Source organism: Mycolicibacterium arseniciresistens, assembly GCF_030519285.1.
Classification (GTDB): Bacteria; Actinomycetota; Actinomycetes; order Mycobacteriales; family Mycobacteriaceae; genus Mycobacterium; species Mycobacterium arseniciresistens.
This window is the reverse complement of record NZ_JAUMSQ010000114.1, coordinates 1-26431: the sequence shown is the minus strand read 5'-3', so window position 1 is coordinate 26431 and position 26431 is coordinate 1. Positions and strand designations below refer to the sequence as shown.

The window sequence follows — 26431 nt, the reverse complement described above, 5'->3', positions numbered from 1 at the left end:
CTGCCACCATTGCTCACCTGCGTGCCCGGCGCGGCGGCCGGCTTGTCGTCCGAGCAGCCCACCAGGACGGCGGTGGCTGCGGCCAGACCGATCACACCAGCGACAACTCGCTTCATCGTTTTTCTCCCTCATTCGCGCGCCGCCCCGATGGCGTCGTCGTGGCACAAGTGAAATCCGGCCGGACGGCTACCGATCCCAACTACCGCGGGCCGTCGGCGTCGCCGAGTACGGTGACCCCATGTCCGACGAATCCACCCCCGAGCCGGAAACCGCTGCCCCGCCGCCGCCTCCGCCGCCGGCAGAGGCCCTCGACACCGGCTACACGCCGGGCGGTGTGCCGACATTCGACTCGGTACGCGAGAAGATCGAGAACCGCTTCGGCACATCGGTCGGCGCCTCCGAGTTGGCAGCCGAGACCCCCGAGGGCCGCGCGGCCGACGAACTCTACGAGGAGCGTCAGCGGGCCGCCGCCGAGCGACTGGCTCAGATCCGGGAGTCGATGCGCTCCGAAACCGACTGACGCGCAGAACACCCCACCCGCTTCCGGTATCGGTTTTCACGGAGGCGTTAATGCTGGCAAACATCTGTATCGGCAGCGCAGCGGCTCTATCATCTGTTCAAGTCCGCGGGAGGAGCGTCATGGCCGATGCGCAGCTAAACTCATCGCGAATACTCGAAGTGAGCATGGGGTTCTTCACCGCCAAGACCCTGCTGTCAGCGGTGGAGTTGGGTCTGTTCACCGAACTGGCCCACGACGCGCTCACCGGCCGGGAGATCGGCACCCGCCTCCGATTGCACGAGCGAGCGATCTACGACTTCCTAGACGGGCTCGTGGCCATGGGTTTCCTCGAGCGGGATGGCGAAGGCCCGAGCGCCCGGTATCGCAACGGCGATGAGGCCGCCGCCTTCCTCGACCGGAATCAGCCAACGTACATCGGCGGCCTGCTCGAGATGTTCAACTCGCGGCTGTACGGGTTCTGGGGCGACCTCACCACAGCCCTGAGAACCGGAAAGCCGCAGAACGAGCTGAAGCACACCGGATCATCGATGTTCGCCGAGGTCTACAGCGACGAAGCCCGACTCGAGCAATTCCTGTATGCGATGGCCGGCATCTCACTGGACTCTGCGAACGCACTCGCCGATCGATTCGACTTCGCGAAGTACACGAGCGTCTGCGACGTGGGCGGTGCGACGGGCCAGGTGTCCATGACGCTCGCCGAGCGCCATCCTCATCTGCACTGCACGTCCTTCGACCTGCCGGTAGTGGCTCCCATCGCCGAAAAGGCTCTCGCCGCGGCAGGATTGACCGACCGGGTGACCATCACCTCCGGTGACTTCTTCACCGATCAGCTGCCCCGGGCCGACGTCGTCGTGATGGGACGCATACTGCACGACTGGAACCTCGAGCAGAAGATGCACCTGATTCGCGCCGCCTACGACGCGCTGCCCGCCGGTGGCGCACTCGTGGTGATCGAGTCGCTGATCGATGACGCCCGGCGTACGAACACCGTCGGGCTCATGATGTCGCTGAACATGCTCATCGAATTCGGCGACGCGTTCGACTACACGGGAGCCGATTTCACCGGTTGGTGCCGAGAAGTCGGCTTCGACTCGGTCGAGATCCTGCCGCTGACTCCCGCGATGAGCGCGGCGATCGCCTACAAGTGAACGTTCCGGGGACGACATAAGACAGGATCGACCTGTGCGCTCGTTCACCGTCGCCGAGCGGCGGACCAGATTGGCGCGGCGGCACTTCCTCTGTCCCGGCGCCGCTGCGGCATCCGGCACCGACGTCGCGGCCCGATTGGTCGGATTGCACGGCACCGACCCGGCCACCCCGTACCTCTCCCTGTGGGCCCGGGTTCCCGGATTCGCCGTCACCGACCTGCAACGCGACCTCTACGACGAGCGGACGCTGGTCAAGCACCTCGCGATGCGCCGGACCCTGTGGGTGATCCGCGCGACCGACCTGCCCGCCGTGCAGTCCGCGGCCAGCGAACGGGTGGCCGCCACGGAACGCAGGCGGTTGATCGCCGACGCCGACAAGGCGGGGCTGGCACCCGACGGCAAAACATGGCTCGACACCGCCTGCGCCGCGGTGCTCGCCCACCTCGCCGAACACGGCGCCACCAGCGCGCGCGACCTGCGAATCGCCCTGCCCGAGCTGGCGGGCAGGTACGAGTACGCGCCTGACCGACCGTGGGGCGGTGAGAGCCCGCTGGCGCCAAGGGTTCTCACGGTGCTCGGCGTCCGTGGCGACATCGTCCGCGGACCCAACGACGGCGGGTGGACGGTCAGCAGGCCGCGGTGGGTGCCGACAACGGACTGGCTGGGCACCGTCGGCGACCCGGTCGCGGCCGGCCCGGCGGCCGCGCAGCTGGTTCGGCGCTGGCTCTACGCGTTCGGTCCCGCCACGCTGACCGACGTCAAGTGGTGGTTCGGCAACACCCTGACGTGGGCACGCGCCGCGTTGCGCGACATCGGCGCGGTAGAAGTGCGGCTAGAAGACGGCAGCGACGACGACGCCACCGGCTGGGCGCTGCCCGACGACCTCGAACCCGAACCCGCGTCGCAGCCCTGGGCCGCGCTGCTGCCCAGCCTCGACGTCACCCCGATGGGGTGGTTCGACCGGACCTGGTACCTCGGCGAACACCGGCCACACGTGTTCGACAGCAACGGCAACGCCGGACCCACCGCGTGGTGGAACGGCCGCATCGTCGGCGGATGGGGCCAGGACTCCGGGGGCAGGGTGGTGTTGCATCTCCTCGACGACCTCGGCCGTGACGGCCGCCGTGCCCTCGACCGCCGGGCGGCCGAGCTGACCGAGTGGCTGGACGCCGTCCGGGTCAGCCCGCGGTTCCCGTCACCACTGGGCAGAGCCAGTCGCAGCGAAGCCGGGTTCAGTCCTACTACCAGCCGGTAACCTACGGTCTCGTAGACGAGGAGGTCTCGACGTGACCCATGTGTCGATCGCCATCATCGGCAGCGGCTTCTCCGGACTCGGCGCGGCGATCCGGCTCGACGAGGCCGGACATCGCGACTTCCTGGTCTTCGAACGCGGCAACGACGTCGGCGGGACCTGGCGGGACAACACGTATCCCGGCGCGGCATGCGACGTGCCGTCGCACCTGTACTCGTACTCGTTCGCGCTCAACCCGGACTGGACCCGGTCGTTCTCCGCCCAGCCCGAGATCGAGGACTACCTGCGCGGCGTCGCGCAGCGCGCGAACGTGCTCGACCGGCACGTGTTCGGCTGCGAGGTGCGCCGGACGGCGTGGAATCCCGAGAAATCTCACTGGGAACTGGCTACCGCCAAGGGCGGGTACACCGCCGACATCCTCATCGCCGGATTCGGCTCACTCGCCGAGCCGTCGCTGCCCGCGATCCCCGGCATCGAGTCCTTCGCGGCTGCCGGAGGCGACCTGTTCCACTCCGCCCAGTGGAACCACGACACCGATCTCGCCGGCAAACGCGTCGCGGTGATCGGCACCGGCGCGTCGGCCATCCAGATCGTGCCCGCGATCGTCGACCGGGTCACCCACCTCGGCGTCTACCAGCGCACGGCGCCGTGGCTGCTCCCACGCTTCGACCGGGCCTTCACCGCGCCCGAACGTTGGGCGTTCCGCAACGTGCCCGGCTATCTGCGGCTGGCGCGCGCTGGCATCTACGCCGGCCGCGAGACGCAGGTGGTCGGCCTGGCCAAGAACCCGAACCTGATGAAGGGTTTCGAGCTGCTCTCGCGGGCGAAGATCCGCCGCGAGATCAAGGATCCGGAGCTGCGCCGCAGGGTCACGCCGAACTTCCGGATCGGCTGCAAGCGCATGCTGATCTCCAACGACTGGTACCCCGCGCTCGACCGCGACCACGTCGACCTGATCACCGACGGGATCCAGGAGATCGACGGCCGCCGGATCGTCACCGCCGACGGCACCGTGCGGGAGGTCGACGCACTGGTGGTGGCCACCGGCTTCCACGTCACCGACTCACCGATGTTCGACACCGTCTGCGGCGCCGACGGTGCGAGCCTGACCCAGAAGTTCGCCGACAAGGGGATGCGCGCCTACAAGGGCACCACCATCGCCGGATACCCGAACATGTTCGTACTCGTCGGCCCGAACACGGGCCTCGGCCACAGCTCGATGGTCTACATGATCGAGTCGCAGATCAACTACGTCGTCGACGCCGTCACCACCATGCGCCGACGCGGACTTCGGACCGTAGAGGTCAAACAGCATGCGCTGGACAGTTACAACGACCGGCTGCAGAAGGCGCTGGACGGGTCGGTGTGGATGAACGGCAAGTGCGCGAGCTGGTACCTCGACGCGCACGGCAACAACACCACGCTGTGGCCGGACTTCACCTTCCGGTTCCGGCGCCAGACCCGGCGCTTCGACATCGACGCCTACGAGACCGCGCCCGCCTGAGGGCGGTCAGGCACTCACCTTGCGCCGCTTGCGGGTCGGCGCAGGCAGGTCCAGCATCTCGGCGAGGAAGTGGCCGGTGTAGCTGTCGCGGTTCACCGCGACATCCTCGGGCGTCCCCTGCGCCACGACGGTCCCGCCGCCGGCACCGCCTTCGGGGCCCATGTCGATGATCCAGTCCGAGGTCTTGATGACGTCGAGATTGTGCTCGATGACGATCACCGAATTGCCCTTGTCCACAAGCCCGTTGATGACCTTCAGCAGCTTTCGGATGTCCTCGAAGTGCAGTCCCGTGGTCGGCTCGTCGAGGATGTACACGGTGCGTCCGGTGGACCGCTTCTGCAGTTCGGCGGCCAGCTTGACCCGCTGCGCCTCACCACCGGAGAGGGTCGGCGCGGGCTGCCCGAGTCGCACGTAACCCAGGCCCACGTCGACCAGGGTCTTGAGGTACCGGTGGATGGAGCTGATCGGTTCGAAGAACTCCGAGGCGTCCTCGATGGACATGTCGAGCACCTCGGAGATGGTCTTGCCCTTGTAGTGCACCTCGAGTGTCTCGCGGTTGTACCGGGCGCCGTGGCACACCTCGCACGGGACGTACACGTCGGGCAGGAAGTTCATCTCGATCTTGATCGTGCCGTCGCCCGAGCACGCCTCGCAGCGGCCGCCCTTGACGTTGAACGAGAACCGGCCCGGCTGGTAGCCGCGGACCTTGGCCTCGGTGGTGGCCGCGAACAGGGTGCGGATCTTGTCGAACACGCCGGTGTAGGTGGCCGGATTGGACCGCGGAGTCCGTCCGATCGGCGACTGGTCGACCCGCACCAGCTTGTCGAGCTGGTCGACACCGTTGATCCGGGTGTGGCGGCCCGGCACCTGCCGGGCCCCGTTGAGCTTGTTGGCCAGCACCGAGGCAAGGATGTCGTTGACCAGGGTGGACTTCCCTGACCCCGAGACACCGGTGACGGAGGTGAGCACGCCGAGCGGGAACGACACGTCGATGTCGTGCAGGTTGTGCTCGCGAGCGCCGACGACGGTGAGTTGCCGCTTCCGGTCGATGGGCCGCCGCAGGGCCGGGACCTCGATGCTCTCCTTGCCCGACAGGTAGGCGCCGGTGAGGGATTCGGGGTTGTTGAGCAACTCCTCGTAGGACCCGCTGTGCACGATCCTGCCGCCGTGCTCCCCCGCGGCCGGGCCGATGTCCACCACCCAGTCGGCGTGGGCGATGGTGTCGAGGTCGTGCTCGACGACGATGAGGGTGTTGCCGAGACTCTTGAGCCGCAGCAGCGTGTCGATCAGCCGGCGGTTGTCCCGCTGGTGCAGGCCGATGGACGGCTCGTCCAGCACGTAGAGCACGCCGACGAGGCCGGACCCGATCTGGGTGGCCAGCCGGATCCGCTGCGCCTCACCGCCGGACAGGGTGGCGGCCGCCCGTGACAGCGACAGGTAGTCCAGGCCGACGTCGAGCAGGAAGCCCAGCCGGGACTGGATCTCCTTGAGCACCTGCCCCGCGATGGCCTGCTCGCGGTGGCCGAGGGTGAGCGCGTTGAGGAAGTCGGCGCAGTCCCCGATCGACAGTTCCGCCACCTCGGCGATGGACTTCGCGCCGTGGTCGCCCGCGGCCATGGTGACGGCCAGGATCTCCGGCTTCAGCCGAGTGCCCTCGCAGACCGGACACGGCACGTCGCGCATGAATCCCTCGTAGCGCTCCTTCATCTGCTCCGAGTCGGTCTGCTCCATCCGGCGCTGCAGAAACGCCATCACGCCCTCGAAGTCGGCGTAGTAGGACCGGGTGCGGCCGTACCGGTTGCGGTACCGGACGTGCACCTGCTCGTCGCAGCCCTCGAGGATCGCCCGGCGCGCCTTGGCGGGCAGCTTCTTCCACGGGGTGTCGACGTCGAATCCCATCGACTCGCCGAGACCGGCCAGCATCCGGGTGAAGTACTCGGCCGTCTGCCCCATCGACCACGGCGCGATCGCGCCCTCGGCGAGGGTCATGTCCGGGTCGGGGATGACCAGGTCGGGGTCGACCTCCTTGCGGATGCCCAGGCCGGTGCACTCCGGGCAGGCGCCGTAGGGCGAGTTGAACGAGAACGATCGCGGCTCGAGGTCGTCGACGGCGAGCGGGTGCCCGTTCGGGCAGGCCAGCTTCTCCGAGAAGCGCTGCTCGCGGTGCGGGTGGTCGTCGTCGCGGTCGACGAACTCCAGCACCAGGATGCCGTCGGCGAGGCCGAGCGCCGTCTCCACCGAATCGGTGAGCCGCTGCTTGGCGGTGGCCTTGACGGTGAGCCGGTCGACCACCACCTCGATGTCGTGCTTCTCCTGCTTCTTCAGCTTCGGCGGGTCGGTCAGCGGATACACCACGCCGTCGACCCGCACCCTGCTGTAGCCCTGCGTGTTCAGCTTGTCGAACAGGTCGACGAACTCGCCCTTGCGGGTGCGCACCACCGGGGCCAGCACCTGGAACCGCAGCCCCTCGTCCATCGCGAGCACCTGGTCGACGATCTGCTGCGGCGTCTGGCGGGCGATGCGCTCGCCGCACACCGGGCAGTGCGGGGTGCCGGCGCGCGCGTAGAGGAGGCGCAGGTAGTCGTACACCTCGGTGATGGTGCCCACGGTCGACCGCGGGTTGCGGTTGGTGGACTTCTGGTCGATCGACACCGCAGGCGACAGACCCTCGATGAAGTCGACGTCCGGCTTGTCCATCTGGCCGAGGAACTGGCGTGCATAGGCCGACAGCGACTCGACGTAGCGGCGCTGCCCCTCGGCGAAGATGGTGTCGAACGCCAGCGACGACTTGCCCGAGCCGGACAGCCCGGTGAAGACGATGAGGGCGTCGCGCGGCAGGTCAAGGTCGACACTTCGCAGGTTGTGCTCGCGAGCACCCTTGACGATCAGGCGGTCAGCCAACTGATTTCTCTCCCGTTCCGTCTGTGTCGCGGACCCACATGACACAGCTCGAGTCCATGCTATGTGCCCGGTCCGACAACCCGCCGGGACGGCGGCCGGCGGTCGGATACCGTGGCGGACATGACTGCCATCGACGACAACTACACCGGTCACGTGGAACCACAGATCGCCGCCAAGCGCACGCTGCCCGGCGCCACGATCATCAAGATGTCGGTGGGCCCGATGGACAACAACTGCTACCTCATCACGTGTTCCCAGACCGGGGAGTCGCTACTCATCGACGCCGCCAACGACGCCGATCTGCTGACCGAACTCGTGGAGATGCAGGCACCCAACCTGTCGCTGATCGTCACCAGTCACCAGCACTTCGACCACTGGCAGGCGCTGTCCGACCTGGTCGACATCACCGGCGCGCCCACCGCGGCGCACCGGCTGGACGCCGAACCGCTGCCGGTCCGGCCGGACCGCTTGATCGACGGCGGCGACACCATCGAGATCGGCGAGCTCACCTTCGACGTGATCCACCTGCGCGGGCACACGCCGGGCTCGGTGGCGCTGGCGCTGAGCGGGCCCGCGGCGGGTGACAGCGTGCAGCTGTTCACCGGTGACTGCCTGTTCCCCGGCGGGGTGGGCAAGACGTGGCAACCCGGCGACTTCGAGCAGCTCCTCGGCGACGTCACCAGCCGGGTGTTCGACGTCTACCCCGACACCACCACCGTGTACCCCGGCCACGGCGACGACACCGTGCTCGGCACCGAGCGGCCGCACCTCGGCGAGTGGCGCGAACGTGGCTGGTAGGCCGGTCCCGGACCGGCCGCTCGCCGGTCAGGAATCGGTCTGGGACTACCCGCGCCCGCCGCGGCTCGAGCAGTTCCCGGGCCGGATCACCGTCGAGCTGGGCGGCGAGACCGTCGCGTCCACCAACCGCGGCTGGCGGGTGCTCGAGACCAGCCACCCGCCCACCTACTACCTGCCCATCGACGACTTCCGTCCCGGCGCGCTGCGGGCCGCCGACGGCGCGTCGTGGTGCGAGTGGAAGGGTCACGCCCGCTATTACGACGTGACCGGCGGCGACCGGGTGGCGCCGCGCGCGGCGTGGACCTACCCCGAGCCGACGGCGGGATTCCGTCCACTCGCAGGCGCGGTCGCGGTGATGGCGGCGCAGATGGACCGCTGCACCGTCGACGGCGAGGAGGTGCTGCCGCAGCCCGGCGGCTTCTACGGCGGATGGATCACCAGCCGGGTGGCCGGCCCGTTCAAGGGTGTGCCCGGGTCGATGGGCTGGTAGGCGCGTCAGGCGGGCGGGGTCCAGGCGACCGGCAGGCGCTTGATGCCGTGCACGAACGCCGACCTCAGGATCGCCGGCTCCTCGGTGGCGACGATGTCGGGCACCTGGCGGTGCAGTTCGCCGAAGAGCATCCGGACCTCGCGGCGCGCCAGGTTCGCGCCGAGGCAGAAGTGGGCGCCGCCCGCGCCGTAGCCGATGTGATGGTTCGGCGACCGGGTGACGTCGAAGTACCACGGGTTGTCGAAGACCCTTTCGTCGCGGTTGGCCGAGCAGTACCACATGGACACCTTGTCGCCGGCCCTCATCTGCACACCGCTCATCTCGACGTCGCGGGTCAGGTTGCGCCGCATGTACATGATCGGCGAGCCCCAGCGCACGATCTCCTCGACCGCGGTCGGCGCGACGGCGTCGAAATCCGACCACCACGTGCGGCGCTGGTCCGGATAGCGCGTGAGCGCCACCATGCCGTGACTGATGGCGTTGCGCGTGGTCTCGTTCCCCGCCGCGCACAGCAGGATGAAGAACGAGGCGATCTCCGTCGAGGACAACCGCTCGCCGTTGACCTCGGCCAGCACGAGGTTGGTGGTCAGGTCGTCGGCGGGCCGGGATCGCCGGTCCTCGGCGAGCGCCATGCCGTAGCCGGCCAGTTCGGTGGCCACCGAGACGATCTCGTCGAAGTCCCCGGAGGCCTCGTCGTCGCCGATCCCCATGATCATCGACGTCCAGTGGAAGACCTTCTCCTCGTCTTCGTCCGGGATCCCCATCATGTCGCAGATGATCTGCAGCGGCAGAGGTGCGGCCACCTCGGCGACGAAGTCGGCGCTGCCCTCGGGGTGTGCGGCGATCATGTCGTCGATCAGGCGGCGGGCCCGCTCCGCCACGCTGGCCTCGATCCTCGCCAGCATCTTCGGTGTGAAGGCACGGTTGACGATCGACCGCAGGCGCTGATGGCGCGGGTCGTCCAGCGTGATCATGGAGCCGAAGAACTCCGAGATCTCCGGCGCCTGGTCGCCCAGCGATGTGCTCGTCGGACTGGAGCTGAACAGGTCGGGGTGGCGGCTGGCGTGGTGCACGTCGGCGTGCGACGTCAGCGCCCAGTGCCCGGCGCCGGTGGGGAACCCCGGGAACTGCGGAGCCTCGAAGAACGTGATCGGTGACTCGCGACGCAGGGTGGCGAAGGCGCCGTCGCGGCGGTCGTCGTCCCACGCCCAGAAATCGAGGGATCCGAGGTCGATGTCGCGCAACGGCACGTCGGGTGGCGGAGCACCGTTCTCACGCGGAGAAAGGCCGATCGGGCGGACCGTAGACGTCATATTTGACCTCCTCGACAGCCCGATTGTCACACGGGGAGGCGGCCCCTAGGGGGTGGTGTGCACAATCAGCACATCGGTCTTCGACCGGCGTGCGACGTTGGCGGGAACCGATCCGAGGAGCCGGCCGGCGATGGTGCTCAGGCCGACGTTGCCGACGACGAGCAGATCGGCGTTGACCTCTTCGGCGAGTTCGACCAGGGCGTCGACGGGGGCGCCGACGATGGCCTTCTCCTCGATGTTCTCCGCGCCTGCGGCCTTCGCACGGTCGCGCGCCTCACGCAGGATGGCGTAGATGGGGGCGTTGCCCGACATCTTGTAGCCCTCGTCCTTGAGCACGTCCGCGGCGCGCTGGTCTTCGCTCTGCGGGAAGTACGCCGTCGACACGATCAGCTTCGCACCCGACCCGGCGGCGATCTGGCCGGCGCGGTCGACCGCGCGCAACGAGGAATCCGAACCGTCGGTGCCGACCACCACGGTCTGATAGGCGCTCATCCATGTCCTCCAAGTGTCAGTTGCATCGCCGCCACCCGAGACAGTAACCCGCGCCGCCGTGGAATCGGTGCGATTCACGACACCCGGCAATGGCGTCCGGTCCCGGCAACAGCCGTTCTACCGGCACTGATGTTAGTCACCCCACGCCGCGCGCCGCTTCGTACGGTGACCAACGAGACCCATGCCACTGCCGCTGCGACGAACTCGCACCAGCGGCCCGGACGTGATCCAGGTCATCACAACGGGTTTCACGTCTCCCGGTGGCGCGGATCGAAATTCGACGACGGCGCCTCCCCGACGTGGACGGCAAAGTCGGTGTCGGAGAACGTGTAGCGGTACCACGGTTCGTCATCGCAGCGTCCCAGTTGGGGCCGCAGATTGCTGAACGCTCCGTAGACCACCTTGTAGGGCTGGCCGTTGTACTGCTGGAGGATCTCCTTCCAGGTCCGCGGCGCCGCGCGGATGAAGTCGGCCATGTCCGCGGTCAGGTCCTGCTCCGACATCACCACGACCCCGGGTGGAGGATCGCCGAGTTCGAACACGGTGCTCCGGTCGAAATGCGAACGCACGAACTTGGGACTGATCGGGATGGTGCAGTCCAGCCCGATCTTCGACGCGGTGCCCGGAGCCGCGTCCTCGGCGATCATCGGGTCGACTGTCATCGTGTTGCCGTTCGGGATGGTCACCGTGTCGAGATGCGGCATGTACCGGAAGGCCATCGCGAACTGCACCGCGTTGTCGTCCCAGATGTCGACGTCTTCGTCGAAGACCATCGCGATCTTCGGCAGTCCCTGCTTCGAGCAGGTCAGCATCACCCCGAGAGCCTGCTTGGAGTCGCCGGCGCCGCGCGGCCTGATCTTCGCGTACACGATGTTCGACAGGCCGCCCAGCGGCGCGCGGACCTCCTTGACGTCGATTCCCGCCATCGCCAGGCCGCCGTAGAGATCGGACTCGATCATCGGCAGCTGCAACATGTTGTCGGTGTACCAGGGGTGTTTGCCGCCGATCGTCGCGTGCTGGAAGATGCCGCCCCTGCGGAAGGTCATCGCCTTCACCACCGCACGGTAGTTCGCCTTGATCCCGCCGCCGTACATGCCGGTGAACTCGCCGTACGGTCCCTCGTCGTGGGTCAGCCCCTCCGTCGCCATCAGCTCGCACTCGATGACGATCTCCGCATTGGCCGGCACCAGGAGGTCGATGGTCTCGCACTTCACCAGCTTCGCGGGATGCCCGTAGAAGCTGCCGAGGACCTCGAAGTCGTCGGTTCCGGGCGGCACCCCTGTCAGTGCGGCCACCTTGTCCACCAGAGGCCCGCCCAGGACGATCGCCAGTTCGAGGTTGTGCCCTTTGGCCTGTGCCGCTTGCGCATTCAGGCGGGCCCGGTGCGACGTGCACGTCATGTCGAACATCTTCTCGGTCCTGGTCCGGAACATGCTGCGGTAGATGCCCCAGTCGTAGACACCGGTGTCCGGGTGCTTGGTCACCACCAGGTTGTCGTTCGTGTAGGCGTGCCCGTCACGATCGTGGTGCAGGAAGAGCGGCAGCCGGGTCAGGTCGACGTCGGCACCGGTGAGGATGACTTCCTTGCACGGCGCGGTGTCGACGACCTCGGGCTTGATCCGGCCCTTGCCGAGCTCCACCATCCGCCGCCCGGTCTCACTCTTCTCACAACCGAGCGCCCACGCCGTCTGGACCTGATTCGAATACGCGTTGGCCAGGAACTGGAATTCGCAGTCGGTGACATGCTCGACCAGCACCGCGGTCAGCGGATTGGCCTCCATCACCGCGGGCAACTCGTCCACCCGCTTCTCGTCGGTGATGCGGACCAGCATCCCGGCCTTCTCCATCTCGTCGACGAACTCGCTCAGGCTCTGCTGGGGCATGGCGCGTTCCTCACTCGAATGCCGGTGCGGCGTCGCCGGTCTCGACGTAGTCCCGCAGATGGTGGAGCAGCACGCCCCATGTCGTGTTGCACTTGCGGAAGTTCCCGTGGGTGCCCGGCCAGCCGGCGTGAACGTGCTCGACGAGCGTGCGGCCGTCGTCGCTCGCGGTCAGCGTGAAGGTGGCCGTCGTGCCCACCGAGTCGCCGGGGCCGCGGGTGCACCGCCACCCGACCAGGCGTGGCGAGTCGGAAGTCGTCACCTCCCATCCGAATTCGGGGTGATCGGCGAAACGGAACACCCATTCGCCGCCCACCTCACCGGTGCCCTCCGCCGACGGGGTGTGCCACCCGGCCACACCGTCGCGGGTGGTCAACGCCTCGAACACGCGCTCGGGCGCCGCGGCGATCTTGATCTCGTGATGGATCTCGGGCATCGAGAGGCCTTTCGTCTCTACGGGGTGTTCAGGGCGCCAGTTCCGGGAAGTCGTACTCGCGCCACCCCGGGACGTCGGCGACTTCTGTGAAGTGGCCGACGAACTCGGCGCCGTGCTCGGCGAGCGAGGGGCCGCAGGCATCGCCGGCGATCTTCACCACCGTGCCGTACGGGTAGGTGGCGTCGATGCCGAGTGCCGATCCGGTGCGGCGGTCCGGCTCGAGGGATTCGTCGAGGGTCGGATCCAGCGGCCCGCCGGGCAGGCCGTCGACGATGATCACGTCGCGGGCCGGCTGGGAGCGGAACGCGATGGCCCACTCGACCTCTCCCGGATCCTGGACGTCGATGTCGGGGTCGACGACGATCACCGTCTTGGGCCGGACGTTGGAGCCCATCGCGGTCAGGATGGCGTTGCGGGCCTCACCGGTGAACCGCGGGCGCATCGCCATCACCACGCGAAAGTTCACTCCTCCCGACGGCGGGATCGCCACCCGTTCGATCGTCGGGAACGTCGTCCGCATCGACTTGAGGAACGACGCCTCGAACGCCAACTGCTTGAGCACGTGGTTCTCGGTGGTCGGCTTGCCGGTGAGCAGCGCCTGGAAGTAGGGGTCGTTCCGGTGGGTCAGGGCCAGCGGCCGCGCGATCGGCTTCATCGAACCCGGCGTGTAGTACCCGGTGTACTCCCCCAGCGGACCCTCGAACACGGTCTGGGTGAAGTCGACCTCGAACTCGATGACGAACTCGGCGCGTGCAGGCACCTCCAGATCGATGGTGCGGCACCGCACCAGTTCGACGGCGGCGCCGCGCAGGCCGCCGGCCACCTCGAAGTCGTTCGTGTCGTCGGGCACCTGGATCGGACCGGTGTAGGCGAGCATCGGATCGACGCCGATGACCAGCGCCGCGCGAAACGTCTTGTCGCCGCGGGCGACCGCCTTGGCGATGTGCTTGCCGAAGCGGTGGTTGGGCATCGCCAGGAACGACAGCGTGCGGGAATCGATGACCTCGAACCGGTAGTGCCCGATGTCCGGGACGCCGGTGTCGGGGTCGCGGCTCACCACGATGCCCGGCGTGATGTAGGGCCCGCCGTCGTCGGGGCTGTACCGGGGTACCGGCAACGTCGTCAGGTCGATGTCGTCGCCCAGGATCACGTTCTCGTGCACCGGGGCGTCCTCGACGAGCACCGGCGGGATCCGTCGGCCCAATCCCTCGGTGATGTGCGCCATCACCGCGTCCTCGTCGCAGCCGTACGCGATCAGCGCCTTGGCCCGCGAGTTGTACACCCCGCCGACGAGTGGGAACCGGGTTCCGTTGTCCCGGAACACCACGGCGGGGCCGTTGACCGAAGCGCTCTTGCGCATCGCCTTGGCCACCTCGAGTTCGAGTGCGACAGGCCGGGTGACGTCGATCAACTCGCCTCGGGACCTCAGTGCATCGAGGAACTCCCGGAAATCCTGGAACGGCATCGCGCGGTGCCCCACTCCTGTCGCCCCGAATCCCCAGCAAAGACAATCAGGACCTTACTGGGAGGCCGCGGCGGGTGGGCTCTTTCGGTGTGTATGCGCAGTCGCCGCCGTGCCGGACGACGCACCGGAACGGGACGGACGGGCGAACGGGAATCCGCCGGGTTACGGTTTTGCCGGTTGTCGAGAGGGTAGCGAGTCGAGCGCGTGGATCTTTCACTGAAACCGGAGCGTCGTGAGGACGCCCGTCGAGCACTGCGGGCCGGTCGGTTCGACCCCCTGGTGGTGGCGCTGTTCACCGCCGCGGTGAGCGCTGCCGGCGCCGCCCGGCCGTCGCTGTGGTTCGACGAGGCGGCGACGATCTCTGCCGCGACGCGACCGGTGACGGATCTGTGGCGACTGCTGCACAACATCGATGCGGTGCACGGCCTCTACTACCTGATCATGCACGGGTGGTTCGCCGTGTTCCCGGCGACCGAGTTCTGGATCCGGTTCTCCAGCTGCCTGGCCGTGGCGGGCGCGGCGGCCGGCGTCGTGGTGCTCGGCAGGCAGTTCTCCGGCCGGACGACGGCGGTATGCGCGGGCATCTGTTTCGCGATCCTGCCGCGCATCACGTGGGCGGGGATCGAGGGCCGGTCGTACGCGCTGTCCGCACTCGCCGCGGTCTGGGTGAGCGTGCTGCTCGTCGCCGCCGTCCGTCGCAGGCGCCGCTCGTGGTGGGCGTTCTACACCGGCGCGCTGATCGTGTGCACGGTGCTCAACGTGTTCATGGTGTTGCTCGCGCTGGTGCACGCGGTGCTGCTGGCCGTGCTCGCACCCCGGCGTGCCGCGGTCCTCGGCTGGCTGGCCGCGACTGCGGTGTCGCTGATCGCGGTGACACCGTTCCTGCTGTACTGCCGGACGCAGATCATCCAGGTGCGGTGGATCGCCCCGTTGAGCCTCGACACCGTGGTCGAGATCGCCGAGGAACAGTACTTCGACCACAGCGTGGCGGTCGCGGTGCTCGCCGGCCTCACCATCGCGGCTGCGGTGGTGCTACGGCGGACCCGGGCGATGACCGACGGCGACCGGCGGCTGGCCGTCCTCACCGCCGCGTGGGTCGCGCTGCCGACCGCGGTGCTGGTGGCCTATTCGGCGCTGGCCGGACCGATCTACTACCCGCGCTACCTGACCTTCACCGCGCCCGCGATGGCGCTGCTGCTCGGTGTGTGTGTCACCACCGTCGCCCGCAGCCGCGAGCGGATCACCGCCTGGCTCGCGGTGTTCGCGCTGGCCGCCACACCGAACTACCTGTTCGTACAGCGTGGGCCGTACGCCAAGGAGGGCATGGACTTCAGCCACGTCGCCGACGTCATCTCCGCGCACGCACAGCCGGGCGACTGCCTGGTGCTGGACAACACCACCGACTGGAAGCCGGGCCCGATCCGGCCGCTGACGGCGGCGCGTCCGGCGGCCTACGCGGAGCTGGTAGACCCCGGCCGCGGCCGGCGCGCGGCCGAGCGCGGTTGGCTGTGGGACTCCCATCTCGGTATCCGCGGCGTCGCCGACCGCATCCAGGAGTGCACCGTGCTGTGGACGGTGTCCGAGCGCGACGAGACGGTGCCCGACCGCGAATCCGGGACGACGCTGGACCCCGGGCCGCGGCTCGGCGGTGCACCGGCCTATCGGGTGCCCGAACGGATGGGCTTCCACGTCGTGGAACGGTGGCAGTTCAGCTTCGCCCAGGTGGCCAAGTCGACCAGGTAGCCCGATAGAACTCCGTGCAGGCGGGTAGCCCTGCCGACATGGCCGCTCGTCCGCCCGGCGCTCAGGAGTTCGTCCCCGCCACCACCGATCTCGCGGTACTGGCCGATGCGGCCCAGGGCTGCAAGGGCTGCGATCTGTACCTCGACGCCACCCAGACCGTCTTCGGGGCGGGCAGCGCAGCGGCGACGATGATGCTGGTCGGCGAACAACCCGGCGACCAGGAGGACCGGGCGGGTGCGCCGTTCGTCGGCCCGGCGGGCAAGCTGCTCGACCGCGCGCTCGTCGCCGCCGGAATCGACCGCGACGCCGTCTATGTGACCAACGCCGTCAAGCACTTCAAGTTCACGCTGCCCGAGCGGGGCACGCGCCGGATCCACAAGACGCCGAGCCGCACCGAGGTGGTGGCCTGCCGCCCGTGGCTGATCACCGAGCTGGACGCCATCGAGCCCGACGTGGTGGTGCTACTCGGCGCGACGGCCGCGAAAGCATTGCTGGGCAACGACTTCCGTATCACCGCCCACCGCGGCGAGGTGCTGCGCCTGCCGCCGTCGACCACCGGCCTGGACCTCGACCCGCAGGTCGTGGCCACCGTGCACCCGTCATCGGTGCTGCGGGGCCCGCCGGAGGACCGGGAGAAGGCGTTCGACGGCCTGACCGCCGACCTGCGGGTTGCCGCCGGCCTGCTCGGTCAGCCGCGGCCGAAGTAGACCTCCTGCGTCACCGTGCAGAGCAGTTCGCCGCCGCGATTGAACATCGTCGCCGTGGCCAGGCCGCGGCCGTCGATGCCGCTGGGCGACACCTGGTCGGACAGGATCCAGTCGGACAGCCGCGGCGGCCGGTGGAACCACATCGCGTGGTCGATCAACGCATTGAACACGCTGGTCTGTGTGGTGCGCCGCATCGTCATCGTGGTCTCCAGCACGGTGGTGCCCGAGACGTAGACGAGCAGTGCGGTATGGATCAGCGGGTCTGTGCCTGCCAGCACGGCTGCATCGCCGGCGGGGCGCCACCACATCCGGATCCGCGGCGACGGCTCGGGGAGGTCGAGCGCGAGTCGAGGCGGGGGGTCGGCGTAGCGCAACTCGAACGGCTGCGGCCGAACCCAGTAGCCGCCCACCTCCTCGGCGTAGGGCCGCAGCTGCTCCTGGATCGGCGTCAGATCGTCGGGCGCGGGAACCTCGGGCAGCGGCTGGTGGTACTCCAGGCCGTCCACCGGTGTGGTGAAGGAGGCGAGCGCCTCGAGCAGCACCTGGCCGTCCTGGCGGCCCGTCAGCCGACGGGTGGCAAGCGTGCCGCCGTCGCGCAACCGGCTCACCTCGAACTCGACCGGATAGCGGGCGTCCCCCGCACGCAGCAGAAAGACGTGGAAGCTGTGCGGCAACCGGCCGGGAGCCGTCCGTCCGGCGGCGACCAGCGCCTGCCCCGCGATGTGGCCACCCACGATGTGGTGGTGGGCGTTGTCGAGCTGCGTGGCGAGGAACGCGTCCTCACCTACCTGCGCGACGTCCAGGGTGTCGACGATGTCGGCCAATTGCGGGGACTGCACCGGGGCATCATGCCCGACGCCGCGCGGCGTGGCTCACCACCGTCCCTCGGTCAGGCAAGATGACCACGTGGACGGACAGGGTCGCTGATGCGTGTCGATGACCGCATCTACCGGCTGCTGCAGTCGCCGATGCCGGCGTTGTCGCTGCGCACGATCGTGATCGTCGCCGCGGTGTCGGTGACCGCGCTGGTGATCACGCTCGGGGTGTGGGTATGGGTCGGCGTCACCAACGACCAGTACAGCCAGCTGGACCGGCAGCTCGACTCCGTGAGCAGCCTGGGCGACATCAGCACGCTGCTCAACCCGCAACCGCTGCCCACCGGGGGAACGATCCCGAACGGCACCCTCATCCGGACCGCCCGCATCAGCGGCGTCACGCTGTCGGTGCCCCGCGACACCGTGCTGCCCCAGCTGCCGGACGGCTACGCCGACACCACGATCGACGGCGTCGAGTACCGGGTGCGCACCTTCACCGCGGGGCCGGCGTCGATCGCCCTCGGCGCGCCGCTGGCCGAGACGCAGAAGCGGATCGATCAGCTGCACCTTCGGGTACTGCTCATCTGCGGCGGCGTCCTCACCGCCACCGTGGTCGTCGTCTGGGTGATGTGGCTGATCATGATCAACCCGTTCCGGCTGCTCGCCGAGCAGGCTCGGGCCATCAATGCGCAGTCGAATCCCGACGAGGTGCAGGTGCGCGGCGTGTGGGAGGCCGTCGAGATCGCCGAGGCGGTCGAGGGCATGCTGGCGCGCATCGGCGACGAGCAGGCGCGCACCAAGGCGGCGCTGGAGTCGGCGCGCGACTTCGCCGCGGTCGCCTCACACGAACTGCGGACACCGCTGACCGCGATGCGCACCAACCTCGAAGTGCTCGCGACGCTGAACATGACCGACGATCAGCGGGCGGAGGTGATCGGCGACGTCATCCGGACCCAGAGCCGCATCGAGTCCACGCTGACAGCCTTGGAGCGGCTGGCACAGGGTCAGTTGATGACCGCCGCGGACCATGTGCCCGTCGACCTCACCGAACTCCTCGACCGGGCCGCCCACGACGCGGTGCGCAGCTACCCCGGCCTCGACGTGTCACTGGTGCCGTCGGCGCCTGTGCACATCCTCGGGCTGCCCGCCGGACTGCGCCTGGTGGTCGACAACGCCATCGCCAATGCCGTCAAACACGGCAAGGCGACCGAGATCCGGTTGAGCGCACTACATTCCGGCGACAACGTGGAGGTCGCCATCGACGACAACGGCGCCGGCGTGCCCGAGCAGGAACGCACGCTGGTGTTCGAGCGGTTCTCCCGCGGGTCGACCGCCTCGCGCTCGGGCTCCGGGCTCGGTCTCGCACTCGTCGCGCAGCAGGCCGAACTGCACGGCGGCACAGCCTCGTTGGAGACCAGCCCGATGGGTGGCGCCCGGCTGCTGCTCAAGCTGCCCGCGGTGCGCTGAAGCGAATCCGCGGAATCGGCCACGGGGCCACCGGACGGCGCTAACGTTCGCCGTGGCGTGGCCGTCCCACGCCGGGGAGGTTCCGCATGCCCGAGGACGCCATCACCATCGGCGGTGTCGATCTCACCGACCCGGATACCTACACACACGGAATGCCCCACGAGGCGTTCGCCGCGCTGCGCCGACGCGCCCCGGTGGCCTGGCACCCGCACGGCGACAGCGGCTTCTGGGCGCTGACCGGCTACGACGAGGTGCGCGCGGTGTCGCGGGACAGCGCGACGTGGTCGTCGCAGACGGCCGGGGTGTTCTTCGACGTGCCCCCTCCCGAGAATCTCTTCCAGCTGGAACTGATGATGCTGACCATGGATCCGCCGCGGCACACGTCGCTGCGCACACTGGTCAGCAAGGGTTTCACCCCGCGCCACGTCGCCCGGCTGAGCAGCCACCTGACCGACATGGCACGGCAGATCGTCGACGACGTGGTCGAGCGTGGCGAGTGTGACTTCGTCGCCGACGTCGCCGGGGCGCTGCCGTCCTACGTCATCGCCGAGCTCCTCGGCATCCCGCTGGAGGACGGCCGCCGGTTGTATGCGCTCTCCGAGCAGATGAACACCGGGGACATGGGTCCCGCCGTCGAGCAGGCCCAGATGCAGGTCTTCGAGTACGCCAACGACCTCGCCGCCCGCAAGCGCGCCGAACCCGCCGACGACATCGCGACCGCACTGTTGCGAGCCGAGGTGGACGGTGAGCGCCTGACCGACTTCGAGTTCAACATGTTCTTCCTGCTGCTGCTGAACGCGGGCGGCGACACCACCCGGAACCTGATCGCCGCAGGAACTGTCGCGCTGCTGGAGCACCCGGACCAGCGGGCCCGGCTGATGGACGACCCGTCGCTGCTGCCGACCGCCATCGAGGAGATGCTGCGTTACACCAGTCCCGTCCTGGCGTTCACCCGGACCGCCACCTGTGACACCGATTTGGGTGGCATCGCGATGCCCGCCGGCGGGCGGGTCGCGATGTTCTACCCGTCGGCCAACCGCGACGAGGCCCACTTCGCCGATCCGGACCGCTTCGACGTCGGCCGCACGCCGAATACGCACCTGGCCTTCGGCGGTGGCGGCACGCACTTCTGCCTCGGCGCCAACCTCGCCCGCGTGGAGGCTGCCGCGATCTTCCCCGAGGTGCTCACCCGGATGGCCGACCTCGAGCTGGCCGGACCGGTCGAGCGGGTGCGATCGGTGTTGATGAACGGGATCAAGTCGATGCCCGTCCGCTTCACCCCCGCCGCGGTCGCGGTGTGAAGAAGCTGCTCGAGATCTTCCTGAGGCATTTCGAATTCCTCTACGCGGACCCGCGGTACCGGTTCACCGACTCGCGGACGCATGCGCCGAACGCCTCGCTGACCGTTTCGGGACCCGACGTGACGTGGTGGATCACCCTCGACCGGGGGCAGCTGGAGCTGTCCGTGGCACCGACCCGTCTTCCCGGCGACAGCTTCTGGATCTCGTTGATCAGGCAGTACGTGCGGGGCGACGACGACATCTGCTACCTGTCCGCCGCTGACGAAATCGACTGGGCGCGAGAGAACGTCGGACAGATCGAACGGCTGTTCTCGGAGGCCTCCGACGTCGAGGCCGTGACGCACACGCTCGCGGATCTGCGCCGGAAGAACGGGGAGAAACGCTGGGGGCCCGCAGCGTCGACGTAGCGACGACGAGCTGCGCTTTATTACTTTGAGCGGATGACGGGATTCGAACCCGTGTAAACGGCTTTGCAGGCCGGTGCCTAGCCACTCAGCCACACCCGCGATGGTCTCCACCATGTCAGCCGGCGCACCGCTGCGCCAGGGTTTCGATCACCGTGATCGGCGGTCGGCGCGGCGCACCCGGCCCGACAGCGGGTGCAGCTAATTTGGTCGGCATGGAGGCGTGGCTGGCGGCCGGTGACCCGTTCTTCGGCGGTCCCGGTCAGGGCCCCCGCCAAATCGTGGAACTGTTCGTCGCGTTCGGCCTCACCGCACTCATCGGCGTGGAACGCGAGATCCAGGGCAAGAGCGCGGGGCTGCGCACCCAGACCATCGTCGGGACCGCCGCGGCGCTGATCCTGCTGGTGAGTAAGTACGGGTTCCTCGACGTCGTCGTGCCGGGCACCGTCGAAGTGGACCCGTCGCGGGTCGCGGCTCAGATCGTCTCGGGCATCGGATTTCTCGGGGCCGGCATCATCATCTTCCGCCGCGGCTCGGTGCACGGCCTGACCACCGCGGCCGCGGTGTGGGAGTCGGCCGCGATCGGCATGGCTGCCGGCGCAGGCCTCCTGCTTCTCGCCTGCACAGTCACGGCCATGCACTTCCTGATCGTGCTCGGGTTCATGCCCCTGACGCGCCGCCTCGCGGCCCGGCTCAGCGGTTCGATCCGCCTGCATCTGACGTATGCGGAGGGTCGCAGTGTCATGCGCGAGGTACTGGCCGCCTGCGACCGGCGCGGGTGGCAGCTCTCCGAGCTCGCCTCCGACACCGGCGGTGAGCCCCTCGGAGCGCCCGCACACAGTGCCGGTGTGCTGTTGACGTTGAGCGGCAACGGCATCCTCAACGCGCCGACCTTGCTCGCCTCGATCGACGGTGTCACCTCGATCCGCCAACTCGAGGACGACCCCGACTAGGAATCGCGGCTCGCGTGATAGGAGGCGAGCAGTCCGACCGCGGCAAGGGCTGCGAACACGGCGAACAGCCATCGGGCCGCGGCGACGTCGCCGCCGTCGGCCATGTTCACCACCACGCCGGCCAGCCCGGCGCCGATGGCACCCGAGACCAGCTGCACCGTGTTGATGGCCGCTGCGGCGGCACCGCTCTCGACAGGATCGTCGTCCACCCCCATGATCCAGGCGGACAGATGCGGCCACGCCACCCCGACCCCCACACCGGCGACGAACAGGCCGACCGCCCACACCGCGATCACCGGCCAGCGCGGACCGTCGTCGACCGTGAGTGCCGTCACCGCGAGCCCGACGGTCATCAGCAACGGCGCGACCGCGACCAGCCGGGCGGCCCGCCGTCCGTCGGCCGACGCGCTCATGATCTCCGAGGTGGTCCAGCCGATCGCCAGCACCGCGCCCAGGAATCCCGCCACGACCGGCGCCATGCCGGCGAGCCGCTGACCGAACAACGGCACGTACATGTCGGCCATCGTGGCGGCCATCAGGATGCCGATCGTCAGGTACATCCACTTGAGCGGTCCGGGTCTGAACGCCGCGCGGGGCAGCACCCGGGCCTTGGCGCGGCGGTCGACGAACAGGAAGAAGGCGATCAGCAGGACACCAATGGCGAGCATGCCCGCCGTCGCCGCGGGGTGGTGCTGCACGCCGGCGATGCTGATGGCCAGCGCCGACGCGCCCAGCAGCAGCAGCGACCCCAGCGGAACACCGGTGCGCACGGACGGCGACTTCTCGCCGGTGTCGGGTAGCGCGATCGGCACGAGCACCATCATCGCCACGGCCAGGATCGCCAGTGAGCCGAAAGCCCAACGCCAGAGGCCGAACTGAGCGAACACGCCACCCATCGACGGACCGATGATCACGCTGACACCCCACATGGCGGACACCAGCGCCGACGCCCTGGTCCACAGCCAGCTCGGCAGCGCGGCGTTGATCACCGCATAGCCCAGTCCGGCCAGCACGCCGCCCGCCGCGCCCTGCAGGGTGCGGGCGACGAGCAGCAGCTCCATCGACGGGGCGACCGCGCAGCCCACAGTGCCCAGCGCGAAGAGACCCAGGGTGACCAGGTACGACGCGCGCGGGCCGAATCTCAGCAGCAGTGGGTTGACCGCCGTGGCCGCGACCACCGAGCCCACCAGATACACCGCCACCACCCAGGCGTAGAACCGCTGACCGCCGATGTCGGCGACAGTGCTGGGCAGCAGGCTGATGGTGAGAAACTCGTTCGTCGCGTACAGCCCGACGCCGCCTGCGAGAAGCGTTGCAGTGCCGATCCGTTCGCGGCCCAGAAGCGCGCGCCAAGTGCCGGCCGGGGCGGTGGTCACGTCATTCACATCCGCCACGCTAGGAGCTCAACCGCCGTTGAGGTCAAGCCCGGCGGCCGGTCACTTCAGGCCCGCGGCATCCATGCCGCGCAGTTCCTTCTTCAGGTCGTGGATCTCGTCGCGGATCCGGGCGGCCAGCTCGAACTGCAGGTCCCGTGCGGCCGTCATCATCTGCTCGGTCAGGTCCTTGATCAGGTCGGCGAGTTCGGCACGCGGCATGTTGGAGGTGTCACGTCCCTCCACGATGCCCGCGCTGACCGCCCGGCCCGGCTCGCCCTGCGCGCGGCGGCCCCTCGACGCGTTGCGGCCGGACCCGCCGACTTCGACGGTCTCGCTGTCGTCGGCCTCGCGGTACACCTGGTCGAGGATGTCGGCGATCTTCTTGCGCAGCGGCTGCGGATCGATGCCGTGCTCGGTGTTGTAGGCGATCTGCTTGGCCCGGCGCCGTTCGGTCTCGTCGATGGCCTGCTTCATCGAGTCGGTCATGGTGTCGGCGTACATGTGCACCTCGCCGGACACGTTGCGCGCCGCGCGGCCGATCGTCTGGATCAGGCTGCGGGGTGAACGCAGGAAGCCTTCCTTGTCGGCGTCGAGGATCGCGACGAGCGACACCTCGGGCAGGTCGAGGCCCTCGCGCAGCAGGTTGATGCCCACCAGCACGTCGTACTCGCCGAGCCGCAACTGCCGCAGCAGCTCCACCCGCCGCAGCGTGTCGACCTCGGAGTGCAGGTAGCGGACACGGATGCCCAATTCGAGGAGGTAGTCGGTGAGGTCCTCGGACATCTTCTTGGTCAGCGTGGTGACCAGCACGCGTTCGTCACGCTCGGTGCGCTTGCGGATCTCACTGATGAGGTCGTCGATCTGGCCCTTCGTCGGTTTGACGATCACCTGTGGGTCGACGAGCCCGGTCGGCCGGATGACCTGCTCGACGAACTCACCGCCGGCCTGGCTCAGCTCGTAGGGACCCGGTGTGGCCGACAGATACACCGTCTGGCCGATGCGGTCGGCGAACTCCTCCCACGTCAGGGGGCGGTTGTCGACGGCCGACGGCAGCCGGAAGCCGAAGTCGACGAGATTGCGCTTGCGGGACATGTCGCCCTCGTACATGCCGCCGATCTGCGGCACCGTCACGTGTGACTCGTCGATGACGAGCAGGAAGTCCTCGGGGAAGTAGTCGATCAGCGTGGCGGGTGCGGTGCCCGGCCCACGACCGTCGATGTGCCGCGAGTAGTTCTCGATGCCCGAGCAGAACCCGACCTGCTTCATCATCTCGAGGTCGTAATTCGTGCGCATCCGCAGCCGCTGGGCCTCGAGCAGCTTGCCCTGGCCCTCCAGTTCGGCGAGCCGTTCCTCGAGCTCCTTCTCGATGCTGGAGATGGCCTGCGCCATCCGCTCGGGCCCCGCCACGTAGTGGGTGGCGGGGAAGATACGCAGCGAGTCGACCTTGCGGACCACGTCGCCGGTCAGCGGATGCAGGTAGTACAGCGCTTCAATCTCGTCACCGAAGAACTCGATGCGGACCGCCAGCTCCTCGTAGGAGGGGATGATCTCGACGGTGTCGCCGCGCACCCGGAACGAGCCGCGGGTGAAGGACATGTCGTTGCGGGTGTACTGCACGTCGACGAGCAGACGCAGCAGCGCGTCGCGCTGCACCTCGTGGCCGACCTGCAACTCCACCGACCGGTCCATATAGGACTGCGGAGTGCCAAGGCCGTAGATGCAGGACACCGACGCGACCACGACGACGTCCCGCCGGGACAGCAGGCTCGACGTGGCCGAGTGCCGCAGCCGCTCGACGTCGTCGTTGATCGAGCTGTCCTTCTCGATGTAGGTGTCGGTCTGCGCGATGTACGCCTCGGGCTGGTAGTAGTCGTAGTACGACACAAAGTACTCGACCGAGTTGTGCGGCAACATCTCCCGCAACTCGTTGGCCAGCTGCGCGGCCAGTGTCTTGTTCGGCGCCATCACCAGCGTGGGACGTTGGAGCCGCTCGATGAGCCAGGCGGTGGTGGCCGACTTGCCGGTGCCGGTGGCGCCCAGCAGGACGATGTCACGCTCCCCCGCCCTGACCCGGCGCTCGAGTTCCTCGATCGCCGCCGGCTGATCGCCCGCGGGGTCGTAGGGGCTGACCACCTCGAACCGGTCACCGGTGCGCACCATCGCCTCGACAGGGCGGTACTCGGAGTGCGCGAGTACGGGGTGTTCGGTAGCGAAAGCCATGTTCACCAGGGTAAGCGCGAGGTACGACAAGTTCATTCCCCGCGGCCGTCCAAACGCCTTATCCTGACGCCATCCACCCGCCGAAGACCGAGACATTCGACCTGCGCGCCCGCACGAACACCGACCCCAAGGGCATCGTGCGGGCGGTCGACGTCTACACGGTGAAGCCATGGGGGCTGTACGTCGCGCGACCGACGCCCGGCCGCGCGCAGTTCCACTACCTCGAGTCCTGGCTGCTGCCCGCCCTGAACCTGCGTGCCACCGTGTTCCACTTCAATCCCGGCCACGAGCGCGACCAGGATCACTATCTCGACGTCGGCCGATACACCGCCGGGCCCGACGTCTGGCGGTCCGAGGACCACTATCTGGACCTGGCGGTGCGCACCGGCCGCGGGATCGACGTGCACGACGTCGACGAACTGCTGGCCGCGGTCTGCGACGGCCTGCTCACACCGGAAGTTGCTGAGCGCGCGGTGCGGACGATGATCGACACCGTCGAAGGGCTGACCCGGCACGGCTATGACCTGCACAGCTGGCTGGCGGACAACGGCGTGGCCCTGACGTGGCGCGGGTAGTAAGGTCGGCTCATGAGTTTCGTCAGGCGCGGATGGGTGGTGGCTGCCGCGACGGCCACGCTGTTCGCGGGCGCGCAGCTGACTCCGGCTCTCGCGCCGGCCGATCCCGAGGGACAACCGCAGGTGGAGACGCCGCCCACGGGTCCCGAGGTGCTGCACAACATCATCTACCGGGCCCGTGTCGACGGGGTGTCCCGCGGGGCGACGATCACCTACGCCGCCGAGGGTGACCAGACCCAGACGGCGAATCCGACGATGGTCCCCGGTCGGATCGTCGACATCAACACCGTGCTGCCCGCTTCCGGCGTCGCCACGATGAAGGTGCAGGTCAAGTGGCCGTACTCGGCGAACCTGCACTGCGAGATCCTGGTCGACGACCAGTTGGTGGCCCAGGCGGACGACTTCGTCGCCCCGCGACTGATCCCCAACCGCGACGACCCGGACTTCGGTTCGCTGTCCTGCCAGGCCCCGGTGACCGCTGAGGCACTGCCCGCGCCGGTCGACCCGGCTGCCGCGCCGCCCGCGGACGCGCCGGCGCCTCCGGCCTGACCGACCCGCCTCGACATTGCCTACAGCGCGTGTCGGTAGCGCGTTCTATACTCGAACACATGTTCGAAGAGTTGGTTATCCACTGACTCAAACTTTGTGGCAGGGTCGCGCGATTAACAGTG

Annotated in this window: 23 protein-coding genes and 1 tRNA gene; 14 read left to right on the top strand and 10 right to left on the bottom strand. The window is 68.6% G+C overall.

Going from position 1 to position 26431, the window contains the following annotated elements:
• Positions 1-238: 238 nt before the first annotated feature.
• The 4 genes from Q2100_RS16005 (at position 239) to Q2100_RS15990 (ending at position 4424) form a co-directional block, all read left to right on the top strand.
• Positions 239-520, top strand: a complete 282-nt coding sequence (locus tag Q2100_RS16005) for a hypothetical protein (protein ID WP_302914877.1) — start codon at positions 239-241, stop codon at positions 518-520.
• A 119-nt stretch (positions 521-639) separates the two neighbouring features.
• Positions 640-1668, top strand: a complete 1029-nt coding sequence (locus Q2100_RS16000) for a methyltransferase (protein ID WP_302914876.1) — start codon at positions 640-642, stop codon at positions 1666-1668.
• 34 nt (positions 1669-1702) lie between these two features.
• Positions 1703-2923 carry a winged helix DNA-binding domain-containing protein gene (locus Q2100_RS15995; RefSeq protein ID WP_302914875.1) on the top strand — a complete coding sequence of 407 codons (1221 nt, stop codon included), beginning with the start codon at positions 1703-1705 and terminating at the stop codon, positions 2921-2923.
• A 40-nt stretch (positions 2924-2963) separates the two neighbouring features.
• Positions 2964-4424, top strand: coding sequence for a flavin-containing monooxygenase (locus Q2100_RS15990; protein ID WP_302914879.1), 1461 nt, complete (start codon positions 2964-2966; stop codon positions 4422-4424).
• 6 nt (positions 4425-4430) lie between these two features.
• Here the strand turns inward: Q2100_RS15990 and uvrA are convergent, their stop codons facing one another.
• Positions 4431-7325: an excinuclease ABC subunit UvrA gene (gene uvrA / locus Q2100_RS15985; protein WP_302914874.1), complete on the bottom strand. Its 2895-nt coding sequence runs from the start codon at positions 7323-7325 to the stop codon at positions 4431-4433.
• Positions 7326-7445: 120 nt separating this feature from the next.
• On the opposite strand from uvrA, the gene Q2100_RS15980 reads away from it, so the two are divergent.
• Both Q2100_RS15980 and Q2100_RS15975 read left to right on the top strand, forming a co-directional pair.
• Positions 7446-8123, top strand: a complete 678-nt coding sequence (locus tag Q2100_RS15980; protein WP_302914873.1) for an MBL fold metallo-hydrolase — start codon at positions 7446-7448, stop codon at positions 8121-8123.
• On the top strand, positions 8113-8613 hold the full coding sequence (locus tag Q2100_RS15975) for a DUF427 domain-containing protein (RefSeq protein ID WP_302914872.1): 501 nt from the start codon (positions 8113-8115) through the stop codon (positions 8611-8613). Before Q2100_RS15980 ends, Q2100_RS15975 begins: the two co-directional genes overlap by 11 nt.
• Positions 8614-8618: 5 nt before the next feature.
• Here the strand turns inward: Q2100_RS15975 and Q2100_RS15970 are convergent, their stop codons facing one another.
• From Q2100_RS15970 to Q2100_RS15950, 5 genes are all read right to left on the bottom strand, one after another.
• Positions 8619-9926: a cytochrome P450 gene (locus Q2100_RS15970; protein ID WP_302914871.1), complete on the bottom strand. Its 1308-nt coding sequence runs from the start codon at positions 9924-9926 to the stop codon at positions 8619-8621.
• Positions 9927-9971: 45 nt separating this feature from the next.
• Complete coding sequence (locus Q2100_RS15965; protein ID WP_264013418.1) at positions 9972-10418, bottom strand: universal stress protein; 447 nt, start codon at positions 10416-10418, stop codon at positions 9972-9974.
• Between the two features lie 248 nt (positions 10419-10666).
• A complete protein-coding gene (locus tag Q2100_RS15960) occupies positions 10667-12301 on the bottom strand; it encodes a UbiD family decarboxylase (RefSeq protein ID WP_302914870.1) in 1635 nt (544 codons plus the stop codon).
• A 10-nt stretch (positions 12302-12311) separates the two neighbouring features.
• Entirely contained in the window at positions 12312-12734 is a 423-nt protein-coding gene (locus Q2100_RS15955; RefSeq protein WP_302914869.1) for an SRPBCC family protein, read from the bottom strand.
• A gap of 28 nt (positions 12735-12762) precedes the next feature.
• Positions 12763-14199, bottom strand: coding sequence for a UbiD family decarboxylase (locus Q2100_RS15950; RefSeq protein WP_302914868.1), 1437 nt, complete (start codon positions 14197-14199; stop codon positions 12763-12765).
• Between the two features lie 204 nt (positions 14200-14403).
• On the opposite strand from Q2100_RS15950, the gene Q2100_RS15945 reads away from it, so the two are divergent.
• Both Q2100_RS15945 and Q2100_RS15940 read left to right on the top strand, forming a co-directional pair.
• Complete coding sequence (locus Q2100_RS15945) at positions 14404-15942, top strand: glycosyltransferase family 39 protein (protein WP_302914867.1); 1539 nt, start codon at positions 14404-14406, stop codon at positions 15940-15942.
• A 38-nt stretch (positions 15943-15980) separates the two neighbouring features.
• Entirely contained in the window at positions 15981-16649 is a 669-nt protein-coding gene (locus tag Q2100_RS15940; RefSeq protein WP_302914866.1) for a UdgX family uracil-DNA binding protein, read from the top strand.
• On the opposite strand, the gene Q2100_RS15935 is transcribed toward Q2100_RS15940, so the two are convergent.
• A complete protein-coding gene (locus Q2100_RS15935) occupies positions 16631-17488 on the bottom strand; it encodes an acyl-CoA thioesterase (protein WP_302914865.1) in 858 nt (285 codons plus the stop codon). The genes Q2100_RS15940 and Q2100_RS15935 overlap by 19 nt on opposite strands.
• Positions 17489-17575: 87 nt before the next feature.
• Between Q2100_RS15935 and Q2100_RS15930 the strand changes: the two genes are divergently transcribed.
• The 3 genes from Q2100_RS15930 (at position 17576) to Q2100_RS15920 (ending at position 20639) form a co-directional block, all read left to right on the top strand.
• Entirely contained in the window at positions 17576-18931 is a 1356-nt protein-coding gene (locus tag Q2100_RS15930) for a sensor histidine kinase (protein WP_302914864.1), read from the top strand.
• 86 nt (positions 18932-19017) lie between these two features.
• Positions 19018-20232, top strand: a complete 1215-nt coding sequence (locus Q2100_RS15925; RefSeq protein ID WP_302914863.1) for a cytochrome P450 — start codon at positions 19018-19020, stop codon at positions 20230-20232.
• The gene (locus Q2100_RS15920; RefSeq protein ID WP_302914862.1) at positions 20229-20639 is read left to right on the top strand and encodes a hypothetical protein; all 411 of its coding nucleotides are present in this window, start codon (positions 20229-20231) and stop codon (positions 20637-20639) included. Before Q2100_RS15925 ends, Q2100_RS15920 begins: the two co-directional genes overlap by 4 nt.
• 28 nt (positions 20640-20667) lie before the next feature.
• Here Q2100_RS15920 and Q2100_RS15915 read toward each other — a convergent pair.
• Positions 20668-20738 (bottom strand) — tRNA-Cys (locus tag Q2100_RS15915).
• A gap of 113 nt (positions 20739-20851) precedes the next feature.
• Here Q2100_RS15915 and Q2100_RS15910 point away from each other — a divergent pair.
• A complete protein-coding gene (locus Q2100_RS15910; protein ID WP_302914861.1) occupies positions 20852-21589 on the top strand; it encodes an MgtC/SapB family protein in 738 nt (245 codons plus the stop codon).
• Here the strand turns inward: Q2100_RS15910 and Q2100_RS15905 are convergent.
• Positions 21586-22974 carry an MFS transporter gene (locus tag Q2100_RS15905; protein ID WP_407667633.1) on the bottom strand — a complete coding sequence of 463 codons (1389 nt, stop codon included), beginning with the start codon at positions 22972-22974 and terminating at the stop codon, positions 21586-21588. The two genes, Q2100_RS15910 and Q2100_RS15905, sit on opposite strands and share 4 nt — an antisense overlap.
• A 51-nt stretch (positions 22975-23025) precedes the next feature.
• Positions 23026-25185, bottom strand: coding sequence for an excinuclease ABC subunit UvrB (uvrB, locus tag Q2100_RS15900; RefSeq protein WP_302914859.1), 2160 nt, complete (start codon positions 25183-25185; stop codon positions 23026-23028).
• Between the two features lie 71 nt (positions 25186-25256).
• Between uvrB and Q2100_RS15895 the strand changes: the two genes are divergently transcribed.
• Both Q2100_RS15895 and Q2100_RS15890 read left to right on the top strand, forming a co-directional pair.
• A complete protein-coding gene (locus Q2100_RS15895; RefSeq protein WP_302914878.1) occupies positions 25257-25760 on the top strand; it encodes a ribonuclease FAU-1 family protein in 504 nt (167 codons plus the stop codon).
• A 12-nt stretch (positions 25761-25772) separates the two neighbouring features.
• Positions 25773-26309: a hypothetical protein gene (locus tag Q2100_RS15890; protein WP_302914858.1), complete on the top strand. Its 537-nt coding sequence runs from the start codon at positions 25773-25775 to the stop codon at positions 26307-26309.
• The last annotated feature ends 122 nt before the right edge of the window (positions 26310-26431 follow it).

Coding starts and splice junctions, on each gene's coding strand:
- Q2100_RS15955 (WP_302914869.1), bottom strand. CDS start 12,734: ATGCCCGAGATCCATCACGAGATCAAGATCGCCGCGGCGCCCGAGCGC.
- Q2100_RS15980 (WP_302914873.1), top strand. CDS start 7,446: ATGACTGCCATCGACGACAACTACACCGGTCACGTGGAACCACAGATC.
- Q2100_RS15965 (WP_264013418.1), bottom strand. CDS start 10,418: ATGAGCGCCTATCAGACCGTGGTGGTCGGCACCGACGGTTCGGATTCC.
- uvrB (WP_302914859.1), bottom strand. CDS start 25,185: ATGGCTTTCGCTACCGAACACCCCGTACTCGCGCACTCCGAGTACCGC.
- Q2100_RS15950 (WP_302914868.1), bottom strand. CDS start 14,199: ATGCCGTTCCAGGATTTCCGGGAGTTCCTCGATGCACTGAGGTCCCGA.
- Q2100_RS15910 (WP_302914861.1), top strand. CDS start 20,852: ATGGAGGCGTGGCTGGCGGCCGGTGACCCGTTCTTCGGCGGTCCCGGT.
- Q2100_RS16005 (WP_302914877.1), top strand. CDS start 239: ATGTCCGACGAATCCACCCCCGAGCCGGAAACCGCTGCCCCGCCGCCG.
- Q2100_RS15890 (WP_302914858.1), top strand. CDS start 25,773: ATGAGTTTCGTCAGGCGCGGATGGGTGGTGGCTGCCGCGACGGCCACG.
- Q2100_RS15960 (WP_302914870.1), bottom strand. CDS start 12,301: ATGCCCCAGCAGAGCCTGAGCGAGTTCGTCGACGAGATGGAGAAGGCC.
- Q2100_RS15940 (WP_302914866.1), top strand. CDS start 15,981: ATGGCCGCTCGTCCGCCCGGCGCTCAGGAGTTCGTCCCCGCCACCACC.
- Q2100_RS15925 (WP_302914863.1), top strand. CDS start 19,018: ATGCCCGAGGACGCCATCACCATCGGCGGTGTCGATCTCACCGACCCG.
- Q2100_RS16000 (WP_302914876.1), top strand. CDS start 640: ATGGCCGATGCGCAGCTAAACTCATCGCGAATACTCGAAGTGAGCATG.
- Q2100_RS15970 (WP_302914871.1), bottom strand. CDS start 9,926: ATGACGTCTACGGTCCGCCCGATCGGCCTTTCTCCGCGTGAGAACGGT.
- Q2100_RS15930 (WP_302914864.1), top strand. CDS start 17,576: ATGCGTGTCGATGACCGCATCTACCGGCTGCTGCAGTCGCCGATGCCG.